The following is a 23,560-nucleotide window of genomic DNA, read 5'->3' on the forward strand; positions in this document are numbered from 1 at the left end:
AGATCATCGCACCCTCCCGCACCAGCACCTTCTCATGCCGACGCCCCAGTCTGCGGCGGTGCTTTCGGCGGCACCGCGCCCCGCTGGTAGGTCGCATCGAACACTGTGTCCGTCAGCCAGCGCTTGAAGTTGGAGTTGTCGCTGAACTGCTTGAACAACTCGGTGTGGTCGGAAAGCAGCTCAAGCACCACGCGGTTGAGCGCCTTGTCGTGCTCCAACTTGGCGTTCTGCTTGTCGGAGTTCGCCTGCGCATTCTGGTAAGCCTTGTCCTGCGCTACTCGCGCAGGGATTTCCTCGGTGAGGACCTTGCGGATTTTGTCCTCGTCCTTCCACTCGATGTTGCCGAACAGGTCGTTGAAGGTCTTGATGATCGCGGAAAGTTTGTCGATGTCTGCCTCGCCCTTGCCGCCACCGCCGCCCGGCGGCACTGGCTCGACCGTGGCGTCGGCGTCGGCCATTGCCATCTTCAGCGCCGCTTTGGCCTCCACCCTGTAGCTGTCCATGTCGATAGTCTCCAGCACCCCTCTGGAGAGATCTTCCTCTTTGGGTGCTGGCAGCTTGGGGATGAGGAAATTCAGGAAGATCGAGAGCTTCTCCCACGTCGGGTGGCCGTAGCTCAGAATCGCAGCAAGAAAGCCGTAGCTGCGCACGAAGGCCTTGGCTTTACCCTTAAACTTGACCTGATCGTCCTCGCCGAGCTTGTCGGTGTATTCGGCCACGCACACATCGAGGATGGGGTCGAGTTTGTCCCTGTCTTCGCCACTCAAGTACAAGGTCACCAATTCTTCCACCTGTTGCCAGCTATACACCTGCTGCCCGTCGAGTTCAGCCTTTAGGTCGTGCAGTTTGTTGGCGTCGGTTTCTCCAGTCTGGATGGTAGCGCGATAATAGTCCTGGAACGCTGCCTTCACCGCCTCGGCGTTGTCAGCAAAGTCGAGCACGAAAGTGTCGTGCTTTTGCGGATGAGCCCGGTTCAGACGTGACAGGGTCTGCACCGCCAGAACGCCCGCCAGTGGCTTGTCCACATACATAGTGTGCAGCAAGGGCTCATCGAAGCCGGTGACAAACTTGTTAGCAACGATGAGGAAGCGATACGGGTCTTGCTTGAGATTTGCCGGAATGTCCTTACTTGGAAACCCATTGAGATCGGCCTCGGTCTTCTTCTGACCACCAATCTCGAAATCACCCGAATATGCCACGATAGCTTTGTACGGGCTCTTGATCTGTGTGAGGTAATCCGACACCTCGCGCCAGTAGTCGATGGCCCGCTCAACGCCGTTGCACACGATCATGGCCCGCGCTTTGCCGCCAATTTTCTGCTTACCCACAACCTGTGCGATGAAGTGATCGACCATGATCTCGGCCTTGCGGCGGATGGCCTTGTCGTGCGACTCGACGTAGTGGCGGATCTTCTTCAGCGCCTTCACCTTATCGAACTCCGGATCGTCCGCCACTGTCTTAGCCACTTGATAGAAGCTGTCGTAGGTGGTGTAGTTCTCCACCACGTCGAGGATGAACTTCTCCTGGATCGCCTGCTTGGTGGTGTAGGTCAGTTCTTCGGGCGAGCGGGACTGCACCTTGTCACCGACCAGGGTCTTCTCGCCGAACAACTCCAACGTCTTGTTCTTAGGTGTGGCAGTGAACGCGAAGTAGCTGGCGTTGGCCAACAGTTTGCGCGAGGCAATACGCTTCTCGATTTCCGCGTTGACTGCATCCTGCGTGCTGTCCTCCTCGAACTCCTCCGCAGCAACCTTGCCGCCGAGGGCTTCGTGCATCCGCGCCGTGGTCTTGCCGCCTTGGCTGGAATGCGCCTCGTCGATCAACAGCGCGAAGCTCTTGCCTGAGAGGTCGCCCAGCTCATCGAGGATGAACGGGAATTTCTGCACCGTGGTGACGATGATCTTCTTGCCCCGGCGCAGATACTCGCGCAGCTCCTGCGCGTTGTCGGAGTGGCCGAAGATCGCCGCCACATGGTCATAACCCTTGATGGTGCGGGCGATCTGTGTGTCCAACGCACGCCGGTCGGTGATGACGATGATGGAGTCGAACTGCACCGTCAGCGGATCGTCCTTGCGGCGCAGCTCCACCAACTGGTGCGCCAGCCAGGCAATGGTGTTGCTCTTGCCGCTTCCTGCCGAATGCTGGATTAGGTAACGATTACCCACCCCATCCGCATGGGCGCGGCGCAGAAGGGCTCGCACCGTGCGCAACTGATGGAAGCGTGGGAAGATCTGCTTGCGCTTCTTGCGTTTCTTGCCGCCAGCGTCCACTTCTTCCTCTTCTACCACCTGCGCGTAGCTCTCGATGATGTTGGCCAGCGACTCGCGAGTCAGCACCTGCTTCCATAGGTAATCAGTCTTCAGACCATCCGGATTGGGTGGGTTGCCAGCGCCGCTGTTCCAGCCCTGGTTAAATGGCAGGAACCACGAGGCCTTGCCCTTCAGCTCGGTACAGAACGCAGCCTCCACATCATCCACTGCAATGTGCGCCACACAACGCCCCAACTGGAACAGCAGCTCCTGCGGGCTGCGCGTGGTCTGGTACTGGACGATGGCGTCGGCCAGGGTCTGCTTGGTCAGCGAGTTCTTCAACTCGAAAGTCAGCACCGGCAGACCGTTGATGAAGATGGCCAAGTCTAACTCGTTGCCGGATTCGTTGCTGTAGCGTACCTGTCGGGTAACGCTGAAGATGTTCTTGCCGAAGGCGTCTGCTGCTGCTGCGTTGCCCGGCGTGGGTAGCAGCTTGTAGAGATCGACGTGTACGGGGCCGTGGCTAACCCCCTTGCGAAGCACATCCACCACACCGCGCTTGGTGATCTCACCTTGCAACCGGTGCAGGAACTGAGTGCGCTTGATGCCGTCCGCCGCCAGTTCCAGCGTGTCTACTGCCTTGGGCTGGGTGGATTGCAAGAAGGCGAGCAGCTGTGTCACATCCAGCGCCACGTCGCGGTTGTAGTCAGTGGGCTTGCCCTGCACGTAGCCGTTGTGGGTGGCGGCGAAGTCCGTGGGAGCCAGCTCATGGCTGTACTCGGGCTGCGGCACACCGGTCAAGCTGCGTACCACGCGCGCCTCGAACCAGCGCTCACTGGTGTCAGTTTTCGCCATCGCCATCCTCCTCCTCGGTCACATCATCTGGGTCATCGCCGAGCGCAGCCAGCGCCGTGTCGTCCACCACGTCGTCCGGGCCGGGCTGCCAGCCCCGCACGTCCACTTGGCCTGTGACCACATCGGCAATCAGGCGGTCGCGGTATTCGCGGATCAGCTTGATTTCTTCTTCGGTACGGGCGATGGCGTCGTCCAGCGGCTGGCATTCGTCGCTGATCCACCGGCAGATGGCTTTTTGTTCTTCGATGGGAGGGACGGTGAACGGAATCGTCACGAGCTTTTCGCGCGTCAGGTGCGCGATGCTGACGCGGTTCACGATGGCATTGAAACGGCCACGCTTGCCATAGGTGAAAAACTGGTGAAACAGGAATTCCGGCAGCATCATCGGCTTGGCCGCAACCCGATGCACAGAGTTCTGGATGTAGCACTCCGGCAGTTCATCGTTCCACATGCAGGCCCGACCAACTTCTCCGCCTTCGCTGACCAGCAAGTCACCCTTGCGGACGCGGAGCTGCGCCATCTCAGCTTTGGCTACCCACATTTCCTTTACGTCGCGCACATCGGGCTTAATCCACTGCACATTCGTGGAGCGCAGGTAGGGCTTGAAATCCCCATCGCCAGCCTTGGCTTCCGTGGTCAGCATCTTGCCCAAGACCACGTTGGCCACGTTCTTCAGCCTTTGCACTTCCCAGTGCTCCGGTACCTCACCCAGCCATTCGATGCCGGACGGCTTCAGAGCCACCGATGAATCAAGGCCGCGCGTGACAGCGTGGTCGATAATTCGCAGCTTCTGTTCGGTGAGCAGCTTGATCAGATCGCGCTTGGTCTTGATGAAGCGGGCCATGTGCGCATCCTGAGCGCGCAGGTAAGCGACGATTTGGTCCTGCTCAGGGCGCGGGGGCTGGATCAGCGCAATGTCGAGGAACTGATTCGGGTACAGGCGCAGGCGCGAGGATCGGATGCCGGTCGAGCGTCCGATGTATTCGGCCACGTAGGCGCGGGTGCGCAACAGGTAGTCGAGATACGCCGGATTGAAGCTATCGGCGTGATGCGGGCGATACACACCATAGGCGGGACTGACGATGCCCTCGTGCTTGCTCGCACCAAGCGCCGCCATCCACGCCCACAGCGTGTTGATGACGATGTCGCCAGGGCGGCACAGCTTGGAGCCAACGTAGCTCGCAGCCTTGAACATCGTGACCTTCTTTTGGCTGCGCGGGGTAACGCCGGTGAGGTGAGACACCGACAGCAGTTCCTCCTGTCCGGTCTTCGAGCGCTCATCCACCTCGCGGAAGAATGTCTTGGCACGTTGCTCGTTCCAGTGTTCCGGCACAGCAGGCAACCAGCGCATTTTCGGCCGTCGGTAGTTCGGGTACACACTCGCCACTGTCATTACGCGCCCCCCACGATCTTGTGCAGCAACCCTTCGCTCTGCTGCTCCAGCGCGAGGATGTCGGCTCGAATATCTTCCAGCGTGCGCAGTGGTGCTGGCTTGTAGAAGTAGCGGGCAAACGATATCTCATAACCGATCTGGGTCTTGTCGGTAGCGATCCAGGCGTCCGGCGCATGCGGCAGCACTTCACGCTCGAAAAACGCATCGATACCACCCAGCTCCTTCAGCGGGACCTGCTCAGTATCGCGCAGCTCGCTGTCGGGTTCGTACTCGACCATGAACCGATCCTTGCCCACGGTCTCCAGGTACGCGCCATCGAAGCCGGGTTCAAAGAAGTCGCTCGTCTTGAGTTTGCTGCGTTTGGCAATGACTGGCGGGGCCGTTTCGTCACGCCAGCTCACAGCTTTGTAGATGGCTTTCTTCTCCGGCGCTCCGAGCTTGTCACCCTGTGCCTTCAGGGCAGTATCGAAGCGGGTACGGAATTCATTGTGGTCATCGAACACGGTGCTACCTAGAGCTTTTTGCACCCGTTGCGCAACCACCATCAGCGCCTTGTCGCGCAGCCACGTCGATGCGTCGAGCAGCTTCTTGCGGCGCTTGGCGGGCACGGCCTTACGCGCGGCGGGAGTCTCGCTGTCATCGCCGCTGTCTTCGTTCTCGTCCTCTTCGTTCTCGTCCTCGCCTTTCAGCCATGCCTCGATGGTCGGCTTGAGCTTGGCGAAATCGGTATAGAGCGCCTCGCCGTGGGTGGCGTAGATCTCGGTGCGTATCGCCTCGTCGCCGGTGGCAAAACGCAGAGGTTCGATTCGCTCGTCGGAGAGCTGGCTTTTCAGGCGCAGCGGGCGCTCGACGGTGATCTTCCAGTAACCGAAGTCCTGAGTGTCAAACCATTTCGACTCGGCGGTTTCCTGCGCCTCGCCGAGGTAGAGGTCGATAATTCGTTGGATGTCTCCATCCGAGAGTTCACAGTTCTTCTTGCCGAGATTGCGGCGCAGTGGCTGGAACCAGCCACTTGCATCGATCAACTGCACTTTGTCACGACGCGCTTCGGCTTTCTTGTTGGCCAACACCCAGATGTAGGTGGCGATGCCGGTGTTGTAGAAAATGTTGAGCGGCAGGGCGATGATGGCCTCCAGCCAGTCGTTCTCCAGTACCCAACGGCGGATGTTACTCTCGCCCTGGCCTGCATCGCCGGTGAACAATGCGGAGCCGTTATGAACCAACGCGATGCGGCTGCCCAACGGCGTGTGGTGTTTCATCTTTTGCAGCTTGTTCACCTGGAACATGAGCTGTCCGTCACTGGAGCGAGTCAGGAGCTTGAATTCGGCATTGCCCCCGTGGCTGACAATGAAGCGCGGGTCATTGAATTCCTTCTTGCCCCCCATGCGCTCCAGATCGGTCTTCCAACTCTTGCCGTAGGGCGGGTTGGAGATCATGAAATCAAATTCGCGCGAACGGAACTGGTCGGCAGACAGAGTGGATTTATCAGCGCCACCGACGATGTTCTCGGCCCCCTCACCTTCGCCCTTCAAGAGCAGATCTGCCTTGCAGATAGCGTAGGTTTCGTCGCTGATTTCTTGCCCGAACAGGTGGATTGATACCTCTTTACCGTGCTGTTCGGCCAGCTCATATAGCGATTCCTCGGCCACTGTGAGCATGCCACCTGTGCCACAGGAGCCATCGTAGAGCGAATAGGTGCTAGACTCGATGCGCTCGGCCACAGGCAGGAACAGTAGCTTGGCCATGAGCTTCACCACATCGCGCGGTGTGAAGTGCTCACCAGCCTCTTCGTTGTTGTCTTCGTTAAAGCGGCGGATCAGCTCTTCGAACACCGTGCCCATGCCATGGTTGTCCAGCGGCGGCAGCTTGATGCGGCCGTCGGCATCCTTAACCGGCAACGGCGAGAGATTGACCTCCGGGTCGAGGAAATCTTCTATCAAATAGCCCAGAACGTGCGAATCCACCAACTTCTGGATCTGGTTGTGAAAACTGAACTTGGTGAGGATTTCCTGGACGTTGGGCGAAAATCCATCCAGATACGCAATAAAATCATCACGCAGCCGCTGGCCTGCGGCACTGGCCTTGAGCTTGGCCAGAGTAAATTCCGATACGTTGTAGAAGGCTTGGCCTGCTGCCATACGCAGAGCGCCGTCCTGCTCGACCACTTTATGGGCATCAAGGAGCTTCTTGCGCTCTAGCACAGCATCCTTCGTCGTCTCTAGCACGGCATCAAGCCGTCGCAGTACGGTGAAGGGCAGGATCACGTCGCGGTACTTGCCGCGTACATAGACGTCGCGCAAGCGGTCATCGGCAATGTTCCAGATGAAATCGGAAATCCACTTGATCTGGCTTTGGTCTTGTTGTTGCTTCTTATGCATCGATACTTACCTTAATTCGCCGCTGAGGCGCTGGCATTGTCTGTGGTGACGGCGAGTTTCCAATGATTTTTGAGTTCTCCCATCAGGCGTTTCTGACGCTCAGCCAGAAGGTTGGGTGTCCACTCGTTTTCTGACCTAACTTCCTGCGTTAGCACGAAGGGAGACGCCTTGCCCTTACCCCTGAAGTAGGCATCCTTCTTCTTGGAAAAGTCGTAGTTGCTGGCAGATGAGTTCTTGTTCCTATCCAGCGGAACTAGATTGGCCAAACGGTGCGTCCAGCAATCTCGCTCGTCTTCATCCGGGAACCACTTGATCCAGTCCGAACCGTCAGGCGGGTTTTGCGGCAGCACATGCTCCAGCGACACGGCGTTTTGCAGCTGCACTCCAGGGGCTCGAACCAGAGATTCGAGACGTAAAACCAGTGCCATGCGGGCTTTGGGCAGGTTGCGGTAGATATCTCCGTCGAGAGCAGCCACGAAATCTCGCTTCTGTTTGTCTGTAAGTGCCAGAGTGCCCAAGGTGACTAGAGCGCCGTCGAAGGCTGTGGACTCGATGTCTTTAATGAGCGCAGCGTAGGTTTCGATGCGTTCGTTGATACCCACCTTTGTGACCAACATGAAATAGGTAAGGCGTTCTAGTGATTCGAAGAATTCTGCGAGCAATTTTGGTTTTTGCCGGAATCGCTTGAAATACACCAGTGCCGGGGGTACCCAGTCCTTAAAGTCCACGCGGTTGAGCCAGAACAGGTGCTCGTTGATCGTCTCGGCGTGCTCGGTCGCCTCAAAGTCAGCGTCGCGCACGAAGTCCCATACTTCTGCATAAGGTTTGATGACGGAGTCGATCAGGGCGATAGGGTTATTGTACTCGGTGACGTGCTCTTGGAATTCCTTGACCAAAATGTACTTCTGCTTCTTCTTCGCATAGATGCTACGGATGTGACCGAACAGATCACCAAAGGCGTCACGGCCCAGTGAGGTTTCGATGCGACTCCACTCCTTGGCATAGACCCGACTCTTAATGTCGCCTGCCGTGGTGCGGATTAGGCCCAGAACCTGCGCCTTGATGATGTCGATAGGCGCGAGGTCAAGCCCCCGATTATTGAGCACGGAAAAGATGCGGTAGGCAGCTTCAAGATCGGGCGTGGAGATAACAACCAGCGAGCAGTTGTTGGCCAGGAACTGCCACAGTGCGATCAGATCGGCGGGCGGTAGCGCCTTGGCTTTGGCAAGCAGCAGCATGGCGTTTTCGCGGTATCGAAGTCGGCTGTCTTCCAGCTTGTCGGTGCTAGTGACCAACTGTGCGATGCCGCCCGGCTCTTGAATGTTGGTGCGAAAGAAGTCGACATCCTCCTCGCGGGCGGTCAGGCGGTATTCATTTTTCTCGCCGAGGCTGACCTTGCCCTTCTTGTAGAGGAAATCGGTGATGTCGTCGGCTGCGTGCGGCATGGCCTCGCGCAGCACTGCAAACAGCATCGTCAGCGTCGACAGGCGCTGCTGGCCATCGACCACCGACGATTTGGGCTCTCGGTCGTTCTTGATCAGAACGATACTGCCGAGGAAGTATTGGCTGGTTGCACCGGAGACACGCGCATCCAGCATCGCCGAGTGCAGATCATCGAACAGCTCTGTGGCCTGCTCGGTTGTCCAGGCATAGGGACGCTGGTAGTCCGGAATCTCGAACTGGTAGCTGCCTTCGAAGATCTCGCGGATCAGTTTGTCGTGGGCTTCAAGTGTCTTGGCCATTGTTTTCCTCTTTCCTATGATCCCTTGGAACTGCTCAGGGCTTGGTATCCTGGAGCCAGCTTGGCGCTCTCGACTCCGTACAGCACCAGCGGATCGCTAAGCCATAGGCGATACTGTTCTTCTTTGAGGCGATGGTCAGGCGAGCAGTCCACGCTCCAGTGCAGCAGCATGTAGCCCGCAACAGCAGCCCGCACGCGCATCTTGATCGACCCGTTGGTCATCCCGTAGTCCATCTTGATGACCTCGGGACGCGCAAAGCGCGGATGAGGCACTAAGTCCAACTCCACGATCCGAGTCCACTGAATGTCGTTGTCCGAACGCTCGTTAGCCTTGGGTTCTTCATCAAGCAGGATAGGCGCTTCAATGCGGGTGACAACGAAGTCGCGGAACTCGCCACTCTTGCGATCAAAAGCTCGGACGTGCCAGCGCAGGCCGGTATCGACCAGCGCAAAGGGCACAATGATCCGCTCGGTCTCACCGCTGCTCATTGAGTGGTAGCGGATGGCTACTGGCCGCTTGGCGTGGATAGCCCGGCAGATTGGGGCCAGCACATCCATCCGTGGGCAGCTCAAAGCCACTGGAGACTCGCATGGCAGCAGCGGCCGCGAGTCGACGTTCACACCATCTCCAAACCCAAGCGCGAGTGTCGACAAAACACGTTGCGTCGAGTGCTCGAAAATTGGAACAAACGCCTTGCCTATGCGGTAGATCTTGTTGCTACCATCGAATTCAATGTTCTGCGGTGCGATTTCCCGGTAAAGAGCCAGATCGCGAGTTGCCCCTGCCGGCGCCACACCGAAGCGCTCAATCAGGTCTGGGCGCCCAATATCACCGAAGAAGTAGAGCTGGAAGTCGATGTAGGCCAGCCGCTCGCGCTGGGCAAGGCTCAAATCCTCGACCCGTTTAGAGGGAGAACTAATCATGTGCCGCAGCTATGAAATGAAAGGAGAATGTAGTGATGTGATCCATATAGCGCTATTGTTATCATCAAATTGATTACAATCATGCACCATCTTTACTATAACAACAAGATATAAAGCCTCAAACGTAGACATAGTTCGTCTTTTATTAAATCTCTTCAATACGTTAGATTGATGTCATCCAACTGTGAAATCTTGCCGCCCAGTGCTCTATCGACTCCTCATGCAACTTGCCCTTATCCACGGATTTGGTCTGCGGGTGAGGAATGCCGGAATAGCCATCCTTGCCGCAGAGCATTTTTAACCGCTGATTTGGCCAGTGCAGTGATTTCTGGGTTAACTCTTCTGCCAACAGCGTAAGCTGCTTGGGCCAATCCAGAGGCGACTTCAGCCGTAATAGGGGTTTGAGGGCCAATGGAACGAAAACGTACGCTAAGAAGGTAATTCATTGTTTAAATTAAAATTTAATTCTCTCAGTTCCCCCTTCAAAATATCCTCCGGTAGCGTGAACGTATAATGCCCCAGCATATTGATATGCCCGTGCATCAGTGGGGATAACCGGACGATATCTTCACCCCCGGTTTCTTCTCCATTCCTGCGCATCCAGCTCAGGGCTTCCTGCATATAAAGTGTGTTCCACAGTACCACTGCGTTAGTGACGAGGCCCAGTGCACCCAGTTGATCTTCCTGACCTTCACGATAGCGCTTTCTGATCTCACCGCGCTGCCCGTAGCAGATCGCCCTCGCCACAGCATGGCGGCCTTCTCCCCGGTTTAGCTGCGTCAGGATCCGCCGACGATAATCTTCATCATCAATATAATTTAGAAGGTACAGCGTCTTGTTGACGCGCCCCACTTCCATGATCGCCTGTGCCAACCCTGATGGGCGCGAGCTTTTCAGCAAAGAGCGAATGAGTTCTGAAGCATGAATGGTACCCAGTTTCAGCGAACCGGCGGCTCGCATCATCTCATCCCACTGATACTCGGCTTTCGACAGATCGGCACAACCACGAGCCAGTTCGTCTAGTGCACCGTAATTTGCCGATTTATCCACCCGCCAGAATACTGCTTCACCGGCATCGGCAAGCCGAGGAGAAAACTGGTATCCCAGCAGCCAGAAGAGGCCAAAAATAATGTCGCTGGTACCGGCTGTGTCTGTCATGATCTCAACCGGATTCAGCCCTGTCTGCTGCTCCAGAAGGCCTTCCAGCACAAAAATGGAATCACGTAATGTGCCGGGAACAACGATGCCGTGGAATCCAGAATACTGATCAGAGACGAAGTTGTACCAGGTGATGCCACGTCCGGAACCAAAATATTTTCTGTTAGGTCCTGAATTGACGGTTTTCACCGGCGTGACAAAGCGCATGCCGTCAGCTGAAGCCACTTCGCCGCCACCCCAGCGGCCAGCAAGCTCCAGTGTGGACTGAAAATCAACCAGGCGGACATTGGCGCTGACCAGCGTTTCTGCCCGGAGGTAATTCTGTTTCACCCAACTGAGCCGGTGGCGCGTCAGCGCCGGTATATTGTGCTTTATCAGCGGTTCCAGCCCGATATTGCAAGCCTCAGCCATCAGGACCGCGCACAGGCTGATGTGCAGATCCTGCGCCCGGGCCCCGGATTCACTGACATGCGTAAACTCACGTGTAAAGCCCGTTCTGGCATCTATCTCAAGCAACAGTTCCGTCAAATCTACCGGCGGGAGTAGCTGCCTTACCCGACTGTTGAGACGATGCAACGATGGTGGCTCCTCCAGTTTCTCCAGGCTGCTGATAGTCAGGGAAGGATATTTACCGTCATGGCAGATATTAACCTCCGCATTTCCTTCAAAGCGAGATGCGACGGCTTTCCAGGTTTTATCCAGTTGGAGCGCCAGCTGTTGCACGCCTTTATGTCCATCAGTGGGATGTCCCAGCGCCCGACAGATGGGGACCCGCTGAACCTGCCATTCTTCCCCCTGCAACAGCTTCTCGCGGGGATTTCCCCAGCGATCGCTGTTTTCGAGCCAGATGTCCCGTCGGCGTAGTGCATCCTGAAGGCGCTCCAGCAGACAAAGCGAGTAACCGGCACGCTGTATCCGGCCCTCCGCATCGTATACCAGGCGTTTCCAGGGGCCGGTAATAATATGTTCAGGCGCATCGTCCAGGATGCGCTTTTTCGAGCCGTTCAGTTCGGTCAGATAATGAATGGCGGACAGCGTATGTTCTCCGGCTGGCGCTGCCTGGAAATGCAGGTCGCGCAATACCGCCGGAAGAAAACGCTTTACCCGCCCGTACTGTTCCACCATTTCGTCATGGAAATTGTTGTTCTGAGGCCGGGCCAGCTCATTTACCTTGCTGACGGATTCTGCCAGCCTACTTTTCGGTATGCTGCTGAATATGGTCTCCCTCAGTTCAGCATCGTCAGCCTGCTCAGCTAGCAACAATGAACATGCCTGCGCCAGCAGTAGCGCAGCACGGTCAAGATCTTTCAGCGTCCTGAGCCGTTTTTTCTGCCCCGTTTTCTTCGCCGCACGAGTGATATCCAGTATAAGCATATCGAGCACATCAACGGCTTCATCCAGCGCCGCAGTCTCCTGTGCTTTAACGAATGCGGTGAGTACGGCCAGCTTTCTCTGCTGTGGCATTCGCGCGATATATTTTACCGACGCCATGCCTGCGTAACGGGCCAGATTACGTAGTTGTATAGCGGGCAGACCGGTAAAACTCAGTCGGGAAAACTCCAGGTTTCGCAGCCGGATATACCGCTCCAGCGCTTCGGTAAATGCCGGACCGCTGACGGTGACAGGTCCCTTTTTCAGTTGCTCCAGCGGTGAAATTCGCTGCCCCTCAGGAATGTCCAGCAGCTCAGTCACGCGGGCGGTCTGCCAGCTGTCCGGCAACGCGGCCAGTTTCTTCCAAAGTTGCTGATTTGCCCGTTCACGTATTTCACTGACGAGACGTACAAGTGTGGTTGCTCCGGGCAGCAGGACCTTATTCTGAAGCAACCAGGCGGTGGCAAAATCAAACATCAGGCCGGGTCGCTCATTACTGAGCCATGCACGGGTGTATAGCAGGCGCTTCAGGCGGAAAGACCAGGGGAAATCGCCAAATTCATGGTAACCGTAATATTCCTTAATCAGCGCAGTATGCTCTCTGAGGGTGGTATCCCGTTCTGCGTAGCGGGAAAGGACTTCCGGACGGCGGATATTAAGCTGCACCGCGACAAATTGCTGAACACCCGGCAGAACCCGGGTTAAATCTGTCAGAAAGGTGCCCAGAAAACGGGCGGTGGTGAGCTGAAGCGCAATTCCCAGCCGGTTATGCCTTCCCCGTCGCTGGTTAATGAAGGCAAGATCTCGCTCATCAAGATGAAAATAGCGCGCCAGCTGCACGTCATTGGGTTCTGCAACATAGCGACCATAATTCAGTTCCTGCTCAGTGGTCAGAAAATCGACGGGCATATAGGCCTTCCTGCCTGACGGTTATATATTAACAATTTCGCAACCGTCCGAAATGTTATAAATTCTCGGACACACTAAAATGGTGTTGTCTAGGTGTCTATTAAATCGATTTTTTGTTATAACAGACACCCACTGTCCGATATTTGATTTAGGATACATTTTTATGCGACTTTTTGGTTACGCACGGGTATCAACAAGCCAGCAGTCCCTCGATATTCAGATCAAGGGGCTTAAAGAGGCGGGGGTGAAAGCCAGTCGCATATTTACCGACAAAGCATCCGGCAGTTCTACCGACAGGAAAGGACTGGATCTGCTGCGAATGAAGGTGGAGGAAGGTGACGTCATCCTGGTGAAGAAACTCGACCGGCTTGGCCGCGACACTGCCGATATGATCCAACTGATAAAAGAATTCGACGCTCAGGGAGTCGCGGTCCGATTCATAGACGACGGGATCAGCACCGACGGTGAAATGGGGAAAATGGTTGTGACCATTCTTTCAGCTGTAGCCCAGGCCGAACGCAGGAGGATTCTGGAGCGTACGAACGAAGGACGGCAGGAGGCCAGGCTGAAAGGTATCCGGTTTGGCCGAAAGCGCATCATCGACAGAAATAGTGTACTGGCACTTCATCAGCAGGGAACTGGTGCAACAGATATTGCCCGCCGGCTCAGTATTGCCCGTTCCACTGTTTATAAAATTCTGGAAGATGAGAGCCGGGTTAATCTGAGCAAAATTTGAGGACGAACATGAGTGATGTAAAGGCATTCAACAATTGCATGAGTGTGTTCTGGCGACAGCATGAAGCCGAATTCTCTCGCTTTCTGACATCGAAGACAGGTGATAGCGAAAAAGCAGCAGACCCGGAGAAGACGAAGGTGATTATCGTGACGCTTGCCGAAACGACACCTGTACTGGAAGCCGCTAACCTGCAGCAGGATCTACGCCGAGCTGGCATCGAGCCGTGGGCATGGGTCGTTAATAACAGCCTGGCAGCTGCTCAACCGTCTTCGCCTTTCCTGAAGATCAGGGCGAACCGCGAGCTGCCTCTCATCTCTGATGTGGAAGAGCAGTATGCAAAGCGTATTGCATTAACAGCGCTACAGAGCGAAGAGCCGGTTGGTATTGACCTGCTGGAAGAAATGGCGAAGTAATAATGAAGGGGGCAAATGCCCCCTTCGTCTTTATTTCAGTCTTTTACCTGAATCATCAACGACTTTTTCACCGTCTTCCTTGGTGAAAGCCGCTTTCTGGGCATCTGGAAGGATATCGAGAACAACCTCTGAAGGACGGCAAAGTTTAGTTCCCAGTGGCGTCACTACGATCGGACGGTTGATCAGAATCGGATGCTGTAGCATAAAGTCGATGAGCTGGTCGTCAGTAAATTTATCTTCTGCAAGACCCAGTTCCTCATACGGCTCGACGTTCTTACGCAGCAAAGCCCGGACGGAAATGCCCATATCCGCAATGAGTTTGAGCAGCTCATCGCGTGAAGGTGGAGTCTCAAGGTAAAGAATAACGGTCGGCTCGATACCGCTGTTGCGGATCATCTCCAGCGTATTACGCGACGTGCCGCAGGCTGGGTTGTGATAAATGGTGATGTTGCTCATATCAGTATCTCATTACAAAGTGAAAGAGAGACGTAGCGCCAGCGCGGCCAGCGTTACAAACAGCACAGGCAGAGTCATGACGATCCCGGTGCGGAAATAGTATCCCCATGTGATGGTCATGTTCTTCTGTGAAAGGACATGCAGCCAGAGCAACGTTGCCAGGCTACCAATAGGTGTAATTTTCGGTCCAAGATCGCAGCCAATCACGTTGGCAAAAATCATCGCCTCTTTGATAACGCCTGTTGCAGTGCTGCCATCAATAGAGAGAGCACCAACCAGCACGGTAGGCATATTGTTCATGATGGAAGAGAGGAAAGCCGTCAGGAAGCCAGTACCAAACGTCGCGGCCCAAAGTCCTTTATCTGCCAGCACGTTCAACACACCGGAGAGGTATTCTGTTAGTCCGGCATTACGCAGACCATAGACCACCAGATACATTCCCAGAGAGAATATGACGATCTGCCATGGCGCACCGCGAAGCACTTTGCCAGTGTTAATGGCATGGCCTCGCTTCGCCACCGCAAACAGAATGACAGCCCCTACAGCAGCAATCGCACTGACCGGGATACCCAACGGCTCAAGGACGAAAAAGCCAACCAGAAGAAGGATCAACACTATCCAGCCGGTTCTGAAGGTTGCCAGATCTTTAATCGCTTTTGCCGGTGCTTTCAGGAGAGCCAGGTCGTAAGTTGGCGGAATATCTTTGCGGAAGAACAGATGCAGCATCACCAGCGTGGCGATAATGGCTGCGATATCCACCGGCACCATTACCGACGCATACTCAGTGAAACCCAGCCCAAAGAAGTCTGCAGAAACGATGTTAACCAGGTTGGACACGATAAGCGGCAGACTGGCCGTATCGGCAATAAACCCGGCGGCCATGACAAATGCCAGCGTAGTGCCTTTGCTGAAACCTAATGCAAGCAGCATGGCGATAACAATTGGCGTCAGAATCAATGCCGCACCATCGTTGGCAAACAGTGCCGCCACCGCTGCGCCGAGCAAAACGATATAGGTAAACAGCAAACGCCCGCGACCGTTACCCCAACGTGAAACGTGCAGCGCCGCCCATTCGAAAAAGCCCGATTCATCGAGCAGAAGGCTGATAATAATCACGGCAATAAAGGTCGCCGTCGCATTCCAGACAATATTCCACACTACAGGGATATCACCAAAATGGACTACGCCAGAGATCAGCGCCAGTACCGCGCCCAGCGTCGCACTCCAGCCGATCCCTAATCCCTTCGGTTGCCAGATAACCAAAACGATGGTCAGGACAAAAATAGCGCCTGCCAGTAACATAAATCCTCCAGACAGGACGGCTTTGCCGCCCTGTATATACAAAAAAAATTAAACAACCAGCTCTCTGAGTTTCTCGATGCCAGTGGGCTCTGCAGCCATTACCGGTACTAACGCTATGCGGCTTGCATGCTGGTTTTTCACAACCTCGATTTGAGGACGCTCTTGTAGGGCGCGCTGGCAAAGCAGCGGCGATTGCGTCTGTGCAATCGAAAGGCTGTTATTGATAATCCAGCCCCAGGGATGAATCCCCGCACGTTCAAGATCGGACTGCAGGTTTGCCGCTTCCAGTACAGGTGTGGTTTCAGGCAGAGTGACCAGCAAAACTTTGGTACGTTCCTGGTCCTGAAGCTGCATCATCGGAGTGGTAAAATGACCTTTATCCCCCATCTTCCTGGCAATCTCACGGTGATAAGCCCCGGTAGCATCAAGCAGTAATAGCGTATGCCCGGTAGGTGCCGTATCCATGACCACAAACCGTTTGCCAGCTTCACGAATTACGCGTGAAAACGCCTGGAACACCGCAATCTCTTCTGTGCAAGGAGAACGTAAATCCTCTTCGAGCAGCCGTTTCCCAGCCTCATCCAGATCCCTGCCTTTCGTCTCAAGAACATGCTGACGATAGCGTTCAGTTTCATCGTGAGGGTTGATTCGGCTGACCTGCAGATTTTTGAGGCTGCCATTGAGCGTTGTACTGAGATGTGCAGCAGGATCTGAGGTGGTGAGATGCACATCAAAACCCTTATCCGCCAGACTGACGGCGATAGCCGCAGCCATTGTGGTTTTGCCCACACCACCTTTGCCCATCAGCATAATCAAACCGTGTTCACTGCGGGCGATATCATCAACCAGGACAGACAACGACATATTCTCTGGCTTGTTCTGTGGGCTTTGTTCAGGAAGCGATGTTATCTCAGCGTGTTCGTTGAGCAGGCCTTTCAATGCGGATACACCAACCATGTTCAGCGGCTGCAGGTATAAGTTGTCTGTCGGCAAATCAGATAACCCGGCAGGAAGATTTGCCAGCGCCTCTTGCTCCCGTTGCCATATTGCAGCGGCCAGTGCATCACGTTCTGCTTCGCTCGCAGGCAGGACACCGTTAATGACTAAATACTGATTTTTAAGGCCAATAGCTGATAATTCGTCATGAGTACGAGCGACTTCCTGCAGTGTTGATTTTTGCAATCGCGCGACCAGCACAAGGCGAGTTCGTTCAGGATCGGATAATGCCTCAACCGCATGAGCATATTGCTCGCGTTGTTTTTCCAGCCCAGCCATTGGACCAAGACAGGAAGCACCATCCGGGTTACTTTCGATGAAGCTGCTCCAGGCTCCGGGAAGCTGAAGAAGGCGAATAGTGTGGCCAGTTGGGGCAGTATCAAAAATGATGTGATCAAAGCGGGTCAGCAGAGAAGCGTCAGTCAGTAAGCCAGTAAACTCGTCGAATGCAGCGATCTCTGTCGTACAAGCTCCTGAAAGCTGTTCACTGATGCTGTTAACAACGTCATCAGGCAAAAGACCTTTAATAGGGTCAACGATTCTGGCGCGGTATTGCTGGGCGGCGTCCTGCGGGTCAATCTCCAGAGCCGAAAGACCAGACACAGCAGTCACGGGCTGGATAGTGTTACCGATAGTCTGATCGAATACCTGACCGACATTGGAAGCCGGGTCGGTACTGACAAGCAGAACACGCTTTCCCAGTTCAGCCAGACGTATAGCCGTTGCGCAGGAAATCGAAGTTTTGCCTACACCTCCCTTACCGGTGAAAAACAGGTAAGACGGGATATTCTCTAAGAATTTCATATGTCCTCCTGACATACTCAACAACAGGAAGTTTTACCACCACAGCAACTGGTGGAAGCTAAACCCACCTTTTCCAGCGGTATACCAAACCAGCGAGCCAGTTCAGCGCGTTTTGGGTATCGCCCGGCCATCACCGTTTCACCATCAAGCAACAGCAGCGGAAGCCCTTCAGCTCCAGAAGCCTCAAGGAATGCTTTCGCTTTTTCGTTCTCAACGAAGCTCATAGGCTGCTGCGCCAGGTTATAACGTTCGATCTGAACCCCACGCCCTTTCAGCCATTGCACATCAGCAGAAAAATTGACCAAAACCTGATCGACATCTGAACCACAAACGCCGGTACTGCAGCACATCGCCGGATCAAACACCGTTAACATTTTCATCTTTAACACCTCATATTCGTAAAAACATATATGTACAGGCAAAATTTTTAGATACAAACAGCCTTACCGCTGCCAGAGCAGTTGGCCGATGCCAGCTTACGGGCGATGGCCTGTACGTCGTCCTGTTGACTTAACCAGGCCTGCTCAATCACCAGGGCAGCCCAGGAAGGAATATGCGGGGATAAGCGATAATGAACCCATTTCCCCTGCTTGCGATCCAGCAACAGGCCACTTTCCCGAAGCATCGCCAGATGGCGGGAGGTCTTGGGTTGTGATTGTTCCAGCGCTGTGCAGAGATCGCATACGCACAGCTCCCCCATCTCCCTGAGCAGTAGCACGATACCCAGGCGGGTTTCATCAGATAGTATTTTGAAAAGTTGTAGGGATGCAATTTCTGGCATTATGTACTCCTGCTATGAATGGGTATTGTCTCTCCACCAAAACAAGAAGTCAAAATCATATGTGTTTTCTCGCATGTGAGTGCAGGTGTCACTATGCGGTTGAAAAACGACCTGATGTGCGATCGTTACGTTAGTTGGGTAGGTAAAAAAGTCATTTGAGGCTAAAACATTGCTTAGTGCGGGCTTTCAGTTCATAGAGAAGAATGAATAATATCAATTATAACAATTGGTTATTTCCTTAGCGTACGTTTTCGTTCCATTGGCCCTCAGACCCCAAGATCGACATAACTGAATGTCGTACCTGAAGTTTGTTTACGCAGACGTTCAAACAACCGATAAGTACCGCCATAGACCCCTTTCATTACTAATACATGGGAATCCTTAGGTAGCAATTCCAATATAAGTGCAGTTGCTGCCATACCGGAAGCGGTTGCCGTAGCATAGATACCTCCTTCCAACTCAGCCAAGGCGGTTTCATATGCATATCTTGTCGGGTTACTGCAACGGGAATAACAAAACTCCCCTTCTTCGCCTAAATTTGGCTGAATGAAGGAACTGGCGGTAGTAATCGGTGGAAAAATAGCATTATTGCCCCGGTCAACTTGATCTCCGGCATGGATAACCAGAGTCGCGATCGATTTTGATTTGCTCATTATTTGTCCCTTTAAATTTTAACGATAGCCCGCCGATCATTATTAATAATGACGTTAGGCCACGCGGTTAAACCGTAATATTTATTTACGTGTCATTATACTGATAATTTCTTTATCTGTTTGCCTCATTGGCGATAACACTAATTTACATAAATTATTGATAGAACCTTCAACATCGCAGGAAACAATGCCATCACGCTCCCCTGCAACACTATTTTGTTGCGCCATCAACACCGACTTAAATGCACAGGCGGTAGCGGTAGACACTTTCATGGCACAACTATTTGATGCACCATCGCAAATAATGCCACTAATATCACTGATCATATTACTGACCGCGTAGGAGATAGTTTGAAAATCTTGGGTCAATAACCAACTCATACCTGCCGCCGCCCCCATTGCTGCCGTTGACGCCGCACACAATGCAGACAATCGGGTATAACGCATATGAATTGAGATTGCGGCTAAATAGCTGCGCCTAATACCGCTACACTTTTGCCTGACCATGTTTTCCTCCGGGGAATGGGCTGGCGGTTTCCATAAAATGGCGGACCTTTTTCAGTAACTGCCACATTGAGCGGCACTGATGATTACGGGTTATCGTGTCATGAAGTGCCTGCCATAGCCGTTCCACATGATTCACCCACGGCGAGTAAACCGGCTGGTAAATTACCCTGAACTTGGGATTTGCTTTCAACCAGCGCTGTGTTTCGCGGCTTTTATGGATAATGTAGTTATCAACGATCAGCGTGATTGTTTTCGCCCGCCGGTAAGTGGCTTTCAGGTGCTTCAGCAGAGCGATAAACAGCGCTGAACTTTTGCTGTTGCCGCCCACGTAGCTGACTTTACCCGTGCCACTGTGCAGTGCGCCGGCCAGATAGTATTTTTCGTTCTGCCCCGGCGTCACTACCCGTTTCTGCTGTCCGCGCAACTGCCAGTCCGCACCGATTTTAGGATTAAGGTGGATATCCACTTCATCTTCATAAAATACCGGATGCTCTGCGCTGCATTCATCCAGCGCTTTGTGGATTACCGCCATCTTTTCATCTTTATGTGGGTCACGGATACGCAGAGTTGGCGCGGCCCTGCGCCATACAAGCCCCGCAGATGGCAACCAGCGGCGAACGGTTCCTGCATGTAACTGGCAACCGGTTATCTCATTGATTTTTAATGCCAGTAATTCGGTGCTCCAGCGTGAACGTTGATAACCAAAATCGCCGGGAGAATGCTTTATCAGCTCACGTAACAGGGTGCAGATATGTTCAAAAGGCCAGCGTCGGGAGCGCCCTGCGGGTAAGGATTTCAGGCCTTCAATACCTGAGTGCGTAAACCAGTTAATCCAGCGACCAACGGATGAACGAGCACAACAGAGAGTTCTGGCAACATCGCTGACCCGTTCACCCCGATGAAGCATCAGCATGGCCGTGAGTCTGCGGGCATGATTTTTATCGCGCGTTTTATGAATAGCTTTCTGCATCAGGCGTCGTTCGCCACGGGGTATTGGTGCTATGATCGGCATCGCTCAGTCCGGTTGGTGGTTTTGGTTGGTTTGGCGATTGATCAGATCGCACAATCCGGGCTGAGTTCCCTTTCAGTGATCTACTATTCCGCGCATCTATTTAGATGGGCCAACGCTAATGCCCGGGCCAGTGTTTCATCATCTGTATTAAGATGTCGGGCAAGTGTCACTACCGGCATTGTCACGGTAATCCCCTGATTACCAGAGCCATAATTTGACATCGCGGGTAAGGGTGCGCCGCCCATACGGGCATCTGATGCCGCAGTGGTGTTGATCAACATTTGACTCAGTAAGTCAGTGCTGATAAAGCCATTTTTTCTGGCTTGCGACAACGCGCCACTCACGTTCAAACCATAGTTCTTCCTTTGCCCCTCGTCAGAAAGCGCGGTATTAATCTCAGCACTTTTCAGCATAAACATGATGTCTTTAGCGGCGACATCGGTTACAAATTTAAATGCGTCGTTAAGGGAAAATTCGGGTAGTACCCCACTATCATTGGCGGCAATTAGGTCTCGGACTAATATTTGCTTTATATTATTAATATAAACTTCAGTGACATTAGTATGGCTACCTTGAATCACTACCCGGCACTGATCACTAAGACTATATAGCGTAATATCGATAAAAATAAAATCCGTAGCATCTACTGCGTTTAGACACACGTTACCTGATTCATTAAATATATAGGCTTCGGTAATTTGTGTCGCAGTAATATCTTTTAATACTTCTAAATCGGCATCCGCGTTACCACCAATAGCCCCTATTGCCGCCGCAAGAGTGACTCCGCAATAGCTTGTTCCCGGAATAGTGACTCCCATCGCATTTTTATACAGATTCTCCGATATATTCCCCGTTATTTTTAATATCGGTGCGTTGAGATATTTAGCAGCCACTGCGGCAGCATACGCAATAGCAATAGGCTCAGTACAACCTAATGAAAGTTTCACTTCCTTTTTCAACCAATCGAGTAATTGTTGATGTGTTATTTTTTGCATTTGAAGTAATTAATCAGTGATTTGGATTATTTTTATCTTAGGGTTTTACGGGGAGAAATACTTTTCCTATTTTCTTGTTGTTTTTAATGCTTGGAGAATATTGTTCTCTTTAACAAAAAAGATAACCACAGAACAATTTAAATAAAAACATATTAAAAATAATGAAATAGATAACTCAAACACCATTAATCCCTTACTCAATGAGATACTAATCACAAAACAATAAAGAGAATATTTTCCCCTTAGACGCAATTATTCGCCTTGAATCATTAAACTAGACGATAAAAAAGGCGAGTTAGCTACTGCCAACTCGCCTCAGATAAAACCAACCGGTGCTGGTTTAGATATCAACCCTGCGCAGGGGATTGCTGCATCGTCCAGTTGAGCACTTGAGTGGCTAACTGGTCACTGGCCAGGCCAAAGGCCTGAACCACCTCGTTCATCTCGTTACCTTTTATCGGTTGGCGAATGTCAAACTGGCGAGTCGCAATAATCCTACGATCTGAAATTCTTACCAGCCGAGCATCAAAACGGATCAGCACTTCGCTGCTACCAACATGGTATACCCCTTGGAACGCGGACAGATCACCACTCAACTCCACATCAGCCTGCAAGCTATCATCGTCGCTACTGACTGCACGGATTCGCCCATCGCTACGGAACGCCTGAATAAGACGATTGCGCACCAAAATCGGCGCCGAATCACTCCAACGGGAGTTTTTATAAACCGCAATCTCCTGGCCCTGAGGCTGCACCGCTATGCGTGAGCTATTAAGAAACTGGTTCGTCGCCGGTTGTGAAACCCGTAATGACCAGTTTACTGTCTGCGCGTGTGGCACACTGACTGCAGGTGGCACCGGCAGAAGATAAACTTGTGATACAGGGGCCGAAGGTAAAATGGTGCAGGCAGAGAGCAGTATCGCCCCCCCGGATATCATCAATAGCCACACGCGGCGGCCTGCATAGCGCATCACATTAAAAGAGAGCATTAAGGCGTAAACTCCTGTGTTCTTTCACGGCCGCGCAACAAGGCCGCTGGGTTTTCTTCCAAACGAGAAACGGCGGCACGTAATGTCGCTAATGTTCTGCGCAGCTCATCTACTGCCGGCCCCAGCTCATTCATCCCTTGCATCCCGTTATTGAGTGAGGTTTTATTTTCACTCACCAATTTATTGAGGATGGTACTGGTATTTTGCAACGATGCCATGGTTTTGGCGGCATCACTGACCAGTTGTTTCCCCTGCCCATCCATTAAGCCGTTAGCATTACGCAGCAGGCGATTGGTTTGAGTCAGTGTCTCATTAGCCTGTTTACTGGCCTGCGCCAACTGCTGCAACAGGGTACGGAGATCACCACGTTGATCAGCCACAGTTTGGGTGACCAGCGCGAGATTATCCAGTGTCGTTACTAGGCGCTGCTGGTTATCCGGTGCCAGCAACTGGTTCAAACGCACCAACACTTCATTCGCATTGGTCATGAAATTCTCACCGTTAGCCAGTAACTGGCTCATCGGCGAAGGGGTAGCAATAATGATAGGAACCTCGTCATCTTTGCCCTCCAGCAACGGGCTGGTCTGGCTGCCACTGCTGAATTGAATATTTGAGGTGCCGGTAATACCCGCGACGGTGAGACGAGCTTGGGTATCTTCGCGTATCGGAGTAGATGCAGAAACGCGAATACGTGCCCAAACCTTATTCGGATTGTCTCGGTCCAGGCGTAATTGCGTCACCTCACCGACTCGAATCCCGCTGTACTGAACGGTGCTACCCTGTGACAGGCCACTCACAGGCTCATTGAAAACGATATCGTACAATCTGAACTGGCGATCAGAACCGGAATTTGTCAGCCATAGGCAAAACAGCAGCGCGGCACTCACCACAATAAGAGTGAACAAACCAATAACGACATGATGAGCACGGGTTTCCAT

The 23,560-nt window shown here is 53.2% G+C and carries 18 protein-coding genes and 2 pseudogenes; 2 read left to right on the forward strand and 18 right to left on the reverse strand.

Annotated features, from left to right (window positions below; translation table 11 throughout):
* Positions 1-32 precede the first annotated feature (32 nt).
* From HV107_RS26650 to HV107_RS26680, 7 genes are all read right to left on the reverse strand, one after another.
* Positions 33-3,104 (reverse strand): type I restriction endonuclease subunit R, encoded by a 3,072-nt coding sequence (locus tag HV107_RS26650; RefSeq protein WP_032676776.1) that lies wholly within the window; start codon positions 3,102-3,104, stop codon positions 33-35.
* On the reverse strand, positions 3,091-4,497 hold the full coding sequence (locus HV107_RS26655) for a restriction endonuclease subunit S (protein WP_032676767.1): 1,407 nt from the start codon (positions 4,495-4,497) through the stop codon (positions 3,091-3,093). The genes HV107_RS26650 and HV107_RS26655 overlap by 14 nt, the downstream gene beginning before the upstream one ends.
* Positions 4,497-6,875, reverse strand: coding sequence for a class I SAM-dependent DNA methyltransferase (locus HV107_RS26660; RefSeq protein ID WP_032676766.1), 2,379 nt, complete (start codon positions 6,873-6,875; stop codon positions 4,497-4,499). The genes HV107_RS26655 and HV107_RS26660 overlap by 1 nt, the downstream gene beginning before the upstream one ends.
* Before the next feature lie 11 nt (positions 6,876-6,886).
* On the reverse strand, positions 6,887-8,617 hold the full coding sequence (locus tag HV107_RS26665; protein ID WP_032676765.1) for a DUF262 domain-containing protein: 1,731 nt from the start codon (positions 8,615-8,617) through the stop codon (positions 6,887-6,889).
* A gap of 14 nt (positions 8,618-8,631) precedes the next feature.
* Positions 8,632-9,540 carry a WYL domain-containing protein gene (locus tag HV107_RS26670; RefSeq protein WP_032676764.1) on the reverse strand — a complete coding sequence of 303 codons (909 nt, stop codon included), beginning with the start codon at positions 9,538-9,540 and terminating at the stop codon, positions 8,632-8,634.
* A 163-nt stretch (positions 9,541-9,703) separates the two neighbouring features.
* Complete coding sequence (locus tag HV107_RS26675) at positions 9,704-9,952, reverse strand: Tn7-like element transposition protein TnsE (RefSeq protein ID WP_259349719.1); 249 nt, start codon at positions 9,950-9,952, stop codon at positions 9,704-9,706.
* Between the two features lie 17 nt (positions 9,953-9,969).
* Positions 9,970-12,978: a Tn3 family transposase gene (locus HV107_RS26680; RefSeq protein WP_182063614.1), complete on the reverse strand. Its 3,009-nt coding sequence runs from the start codon at positions 12,976-12,978 to the stop codon at positions 9,970-9,972.
* Positions 12,979-13,141: 163 nt separating this feature from the next.
* On the opposite strand from HV107_RS26680, the gene HV107_RS26685 reads away from it, so the two are divergent.
* A complete protein-coding gene (locus tag HV107_RS26685; protein WP_001556711.1) occupies positions 13,142-13,714 on the forward strand; it encodes a recombinase family protein in 573 nt (190 codons plus the stop codon).
* A 38-nt stretch (positions 13,715-13,752) separates the two neighbouring features.
* A complete protein-coding gene (locus tag HV107_RS26690; RefSeq protein ID WP_000110555.1) occupies positions 13,753-14,127 on the forward strand; it encodes an ArsA-related P-loop ATPase in 375 nt (124 codons plus the stop codon).
* A 30-nt stretch (positions 14,128-14,157) separates the two neighbouring features.
* Here the strand turns inward: HV107_RS26690 and arsC are convergent, their stop codons facing one another.
* The 11 genes and pseudogenes from arsC to HV107_RS26745 form a co-directional block, all read right to left on the reverse strand.
* A complete protein-coding gene (gene arsC, locus HV107_RS26695) occupies positions 14,158-14,583 on the reverse strand; it encodes a glutaredoxin-dependent arsenate reductase (protein ID WP_000065758.1) in 426 nt (141 codons plus the stop codon).
* Positions 14,584-14,595: 12 nt separating this feature from the next.
* On the reverse strand, positions 14,596-15,885 hold the full coding sequence (gene arsB / locus HV107_RS26700; RefSeq protein ID WP_000922630.1) for an arsenite efflux transporter membrane subunit ArsB: 1,290 nt from the start codon (positions 15,883-15,885) through the stop codon (positions 14,596-14,598).
* A gap of 48 nt (positions 15,886-15,933) precedes the next feature.
* Positions 15,934-17,685 carry an arsenite efflux transporter ATPase subunit ArsA gene (arsA, locus tag HV107_RS26705; protein ID WP_001556710.1) on the reverse strand — a complete coding sequence of 584 codons (1,752 nt, stop codon included), beginning with the start codon at positions 17,683-17,685 and terminating at the stop codon, positions 15,934-15,936.
* Between the two features lie 17 nt (positions 17,686-17,702).
* Positions 17,703-18,065, reverse strand: coding sequence for an arsenite efflux transporter metallochaperone ArsD (arsD, locus tag HV107_RS26710; RefSeq protein WP_000783215.1), 363 nt, complete (start codon positions 18,063-18,065; stop codon positions 17,703-17,705).
* Positions 18,066-18,112: 47 nt separating this feature from the next.
* Entirely contained in the window at positions 18,113-18,466 is a 354-nt protein-coding gene (gene arsR, locus HV107_RS26715; protein ID WP_001114073.1) for an As(III)-sensing metalloregulatory transcriptional repressor ArsR, read from the reverse strand.
* Positions 18,467-18,741: 275 nt separating this feature from the next.
* Positions 18,742-19,119: pseudogene (locus HV107_RS26720) on the reverse strand (PLP-dependent transferase); the annotation flags it as partial.
* Positions 19,120-19,200: 81 nt separating this feature from the next.
* Positions 19,201-19,635 (reverse strand): annotated as a pseudogene (locus tag HV107_RS26725) (L-serine ammonia-lyase, iron-sulfur-dependent, subunit alpha); the annotation flags it as partial.
* Positions 19,607-20,638, reverse strand: a complete 1,032-nt coding sequence (locus HV107_RS26730; protein ID WP_032425611.1) for an IS630-like element ISEc33 family transposase — start codon at positions 20,636-20,638, stop codon at positions 19,607-19,609. The gene HV107_RS26730 and the pseudogene HV107_RS26725, both read right to left, overlap by 29 nt.
* A gap of 83 nt (positions 20,639-20,721) precedes the next feature.
* Positions 20,722-21,633 carry an L-serine ammonia-lyase, iron-sulfur-dependent, subunit alpha gene (locus HV107_RS26735; RefSeq protein ID WP_259349720.1) on the reverse strand — a complete coding sequence of 304 codons (912 nt, stop codon included), beginning with the start codon at positions 21,631-21,633 and terminating at the stop codon, positions 20,722-20,724.
* Between the two features lie 347 nt (positions 21,634-21,980).
* Positions 21,981-22,622 carry an ABC-type transport auxiliary lipoprotein family protein gene (locus HV107_RS26740; protein WP_000948259.1) on the reverse strand — a complete coding sequence of 214 codons (642 nt, stop codon included), beginning with the start codon at positions 22,620-22,622 and terminating at the stop codon, positions 21,981-21,983.
* A complete protein-coding gene (locus HV107_RS26745; RefSeq protein WP_000449980.1) occupies positions 22,622-23,560 on the reverse strand; it encodes an MlaD family protein in 939 nt (312 codons plus the stop codon). The genes HV107_RS26740 and HV107_RS26745 overlap by 1 nt, the downstream gene beginning before the upstream one ends.

It is taken from the genome of Enterobacter sp. RHBSTW-00175 (assembly GCF_013927005.1).
Taxonomy (GTDB): domain Bacteria; phylum Pseudomonadota; class Gammaproteobacteria; order Enterobacterales; family Enterobacteriaceae; genus Enterobacter.

Coding starts and splice junctions, on each gene's coding strand:
- HV107_RS26650 (WP_032676776.1), bottom strand. CDS start 3,104: ATGGCGAAAACTGACACCAGTGAGCGCTGGTTCGAGGCGCGCGTGGTA.
- HV107_RS26655 (WP_032676767.1), bottom strand. CDS start 4,497: ATGACAGTGGCGAGTGTGTACCCGAACTACCGACGGCCGAAAATGCGC.
- HV107_RS26660 (WP_032676766.1), bottom strand. CDS start 6,875: ATGCATAAGAAGCAACAACAAGACCAAAGCCAGATCAAGTGGATTTCC.
- HV107_RS26665 (WP_032676765.1), bottom strand. CDS start 8,617: ATGGCCAAGACACTTGAAGCCCACGACAAACTGATCCGCGAGATCTTC.
- HV107_RS26670 (WP_032676764.1), bottom strand. CDS start 9,540: ATGATTAGTTCTCCCTCTAAACGGGTCGAGGATTTGAGCCTTGCCCAG.
- HV107_RS26680 (WP_182063614.1), bottom strand. CDS start 12,978: ATGCCCGTCGATTTTCTGACCACTGAGCAGGAACTGAATTATGGTCGC.
- HV107_RS26685 (WP_001556711.1), top strand. CDS start 13,142: ATGCGACTTTTTGGTTACGCACGGGTATCAACAAGCCAGCAGTCCCTC.
- HV107_RS26690 (WP_000110555.1), top strand. CDS start 13,753: ATGAGTGTGTTCTGGCGACAGCATGAAGCCGAATTCTCTCGCTTTCTG.
- arsC (WP_000065758.1), bottom strand. CDS start 14,583: ATGAGCAACATCACCATTTATCACAACCCAGCCTGCGGCACGTCGCGT.
- arsB (WP_000922630.1), bottom strand. CDS start 15,885: ATGTTACTGGCAGGCGCTATTTTTGTCCTGACCATCGTTTTGGTTATC.
- arsA (WP_001556710.1), bottom strand. CDS start 17,685: ATGAAATTCTTAGAGAATATCCCGTCTTACCTGTTTTTCACCGGTAAG.
- arsD (WP_000783215.1), bottom strand. CDS start 18,065: ATGAAAATGTTAACGGTGTTTGATCCGGCGATGTGCTGCAGTACCGGC.
- arsR (WP_001114073.1), bottom strand. CDS start 18,466: ATGCCAGAAATTGCATCCCTACAACTTTTCAAAATACTATCTGATGAA.
- HV107_RS26730 (WP_032425611.1), bottom strand. CDS start 20,638: ATGCCGATCATAGCACCAATACCCCGTGGCGAACGACGCCTGATGCAG.
- HV107_RS26735 (WP_259349720.1), bottom strand. CDS start 21,633: ATGCAAAAAATAACACATCAACAATTACTCGATTGGTTGAAAAAGGAA.
- HV107_RS26740 (WP_000948259.1), bottom strand. CDS start 22,622: ATGCTCTCTTTTAATGTGATGCGCTATGCAGGCCGCCGCGTGTGGCTA.
- HV107_RS26745 (WP_000449980.1), bottom strand. CDS start 23,560: ATGGAAACCCGTGCTCATCATGTCGTTATTGGTTTGTTCACTCTTATT.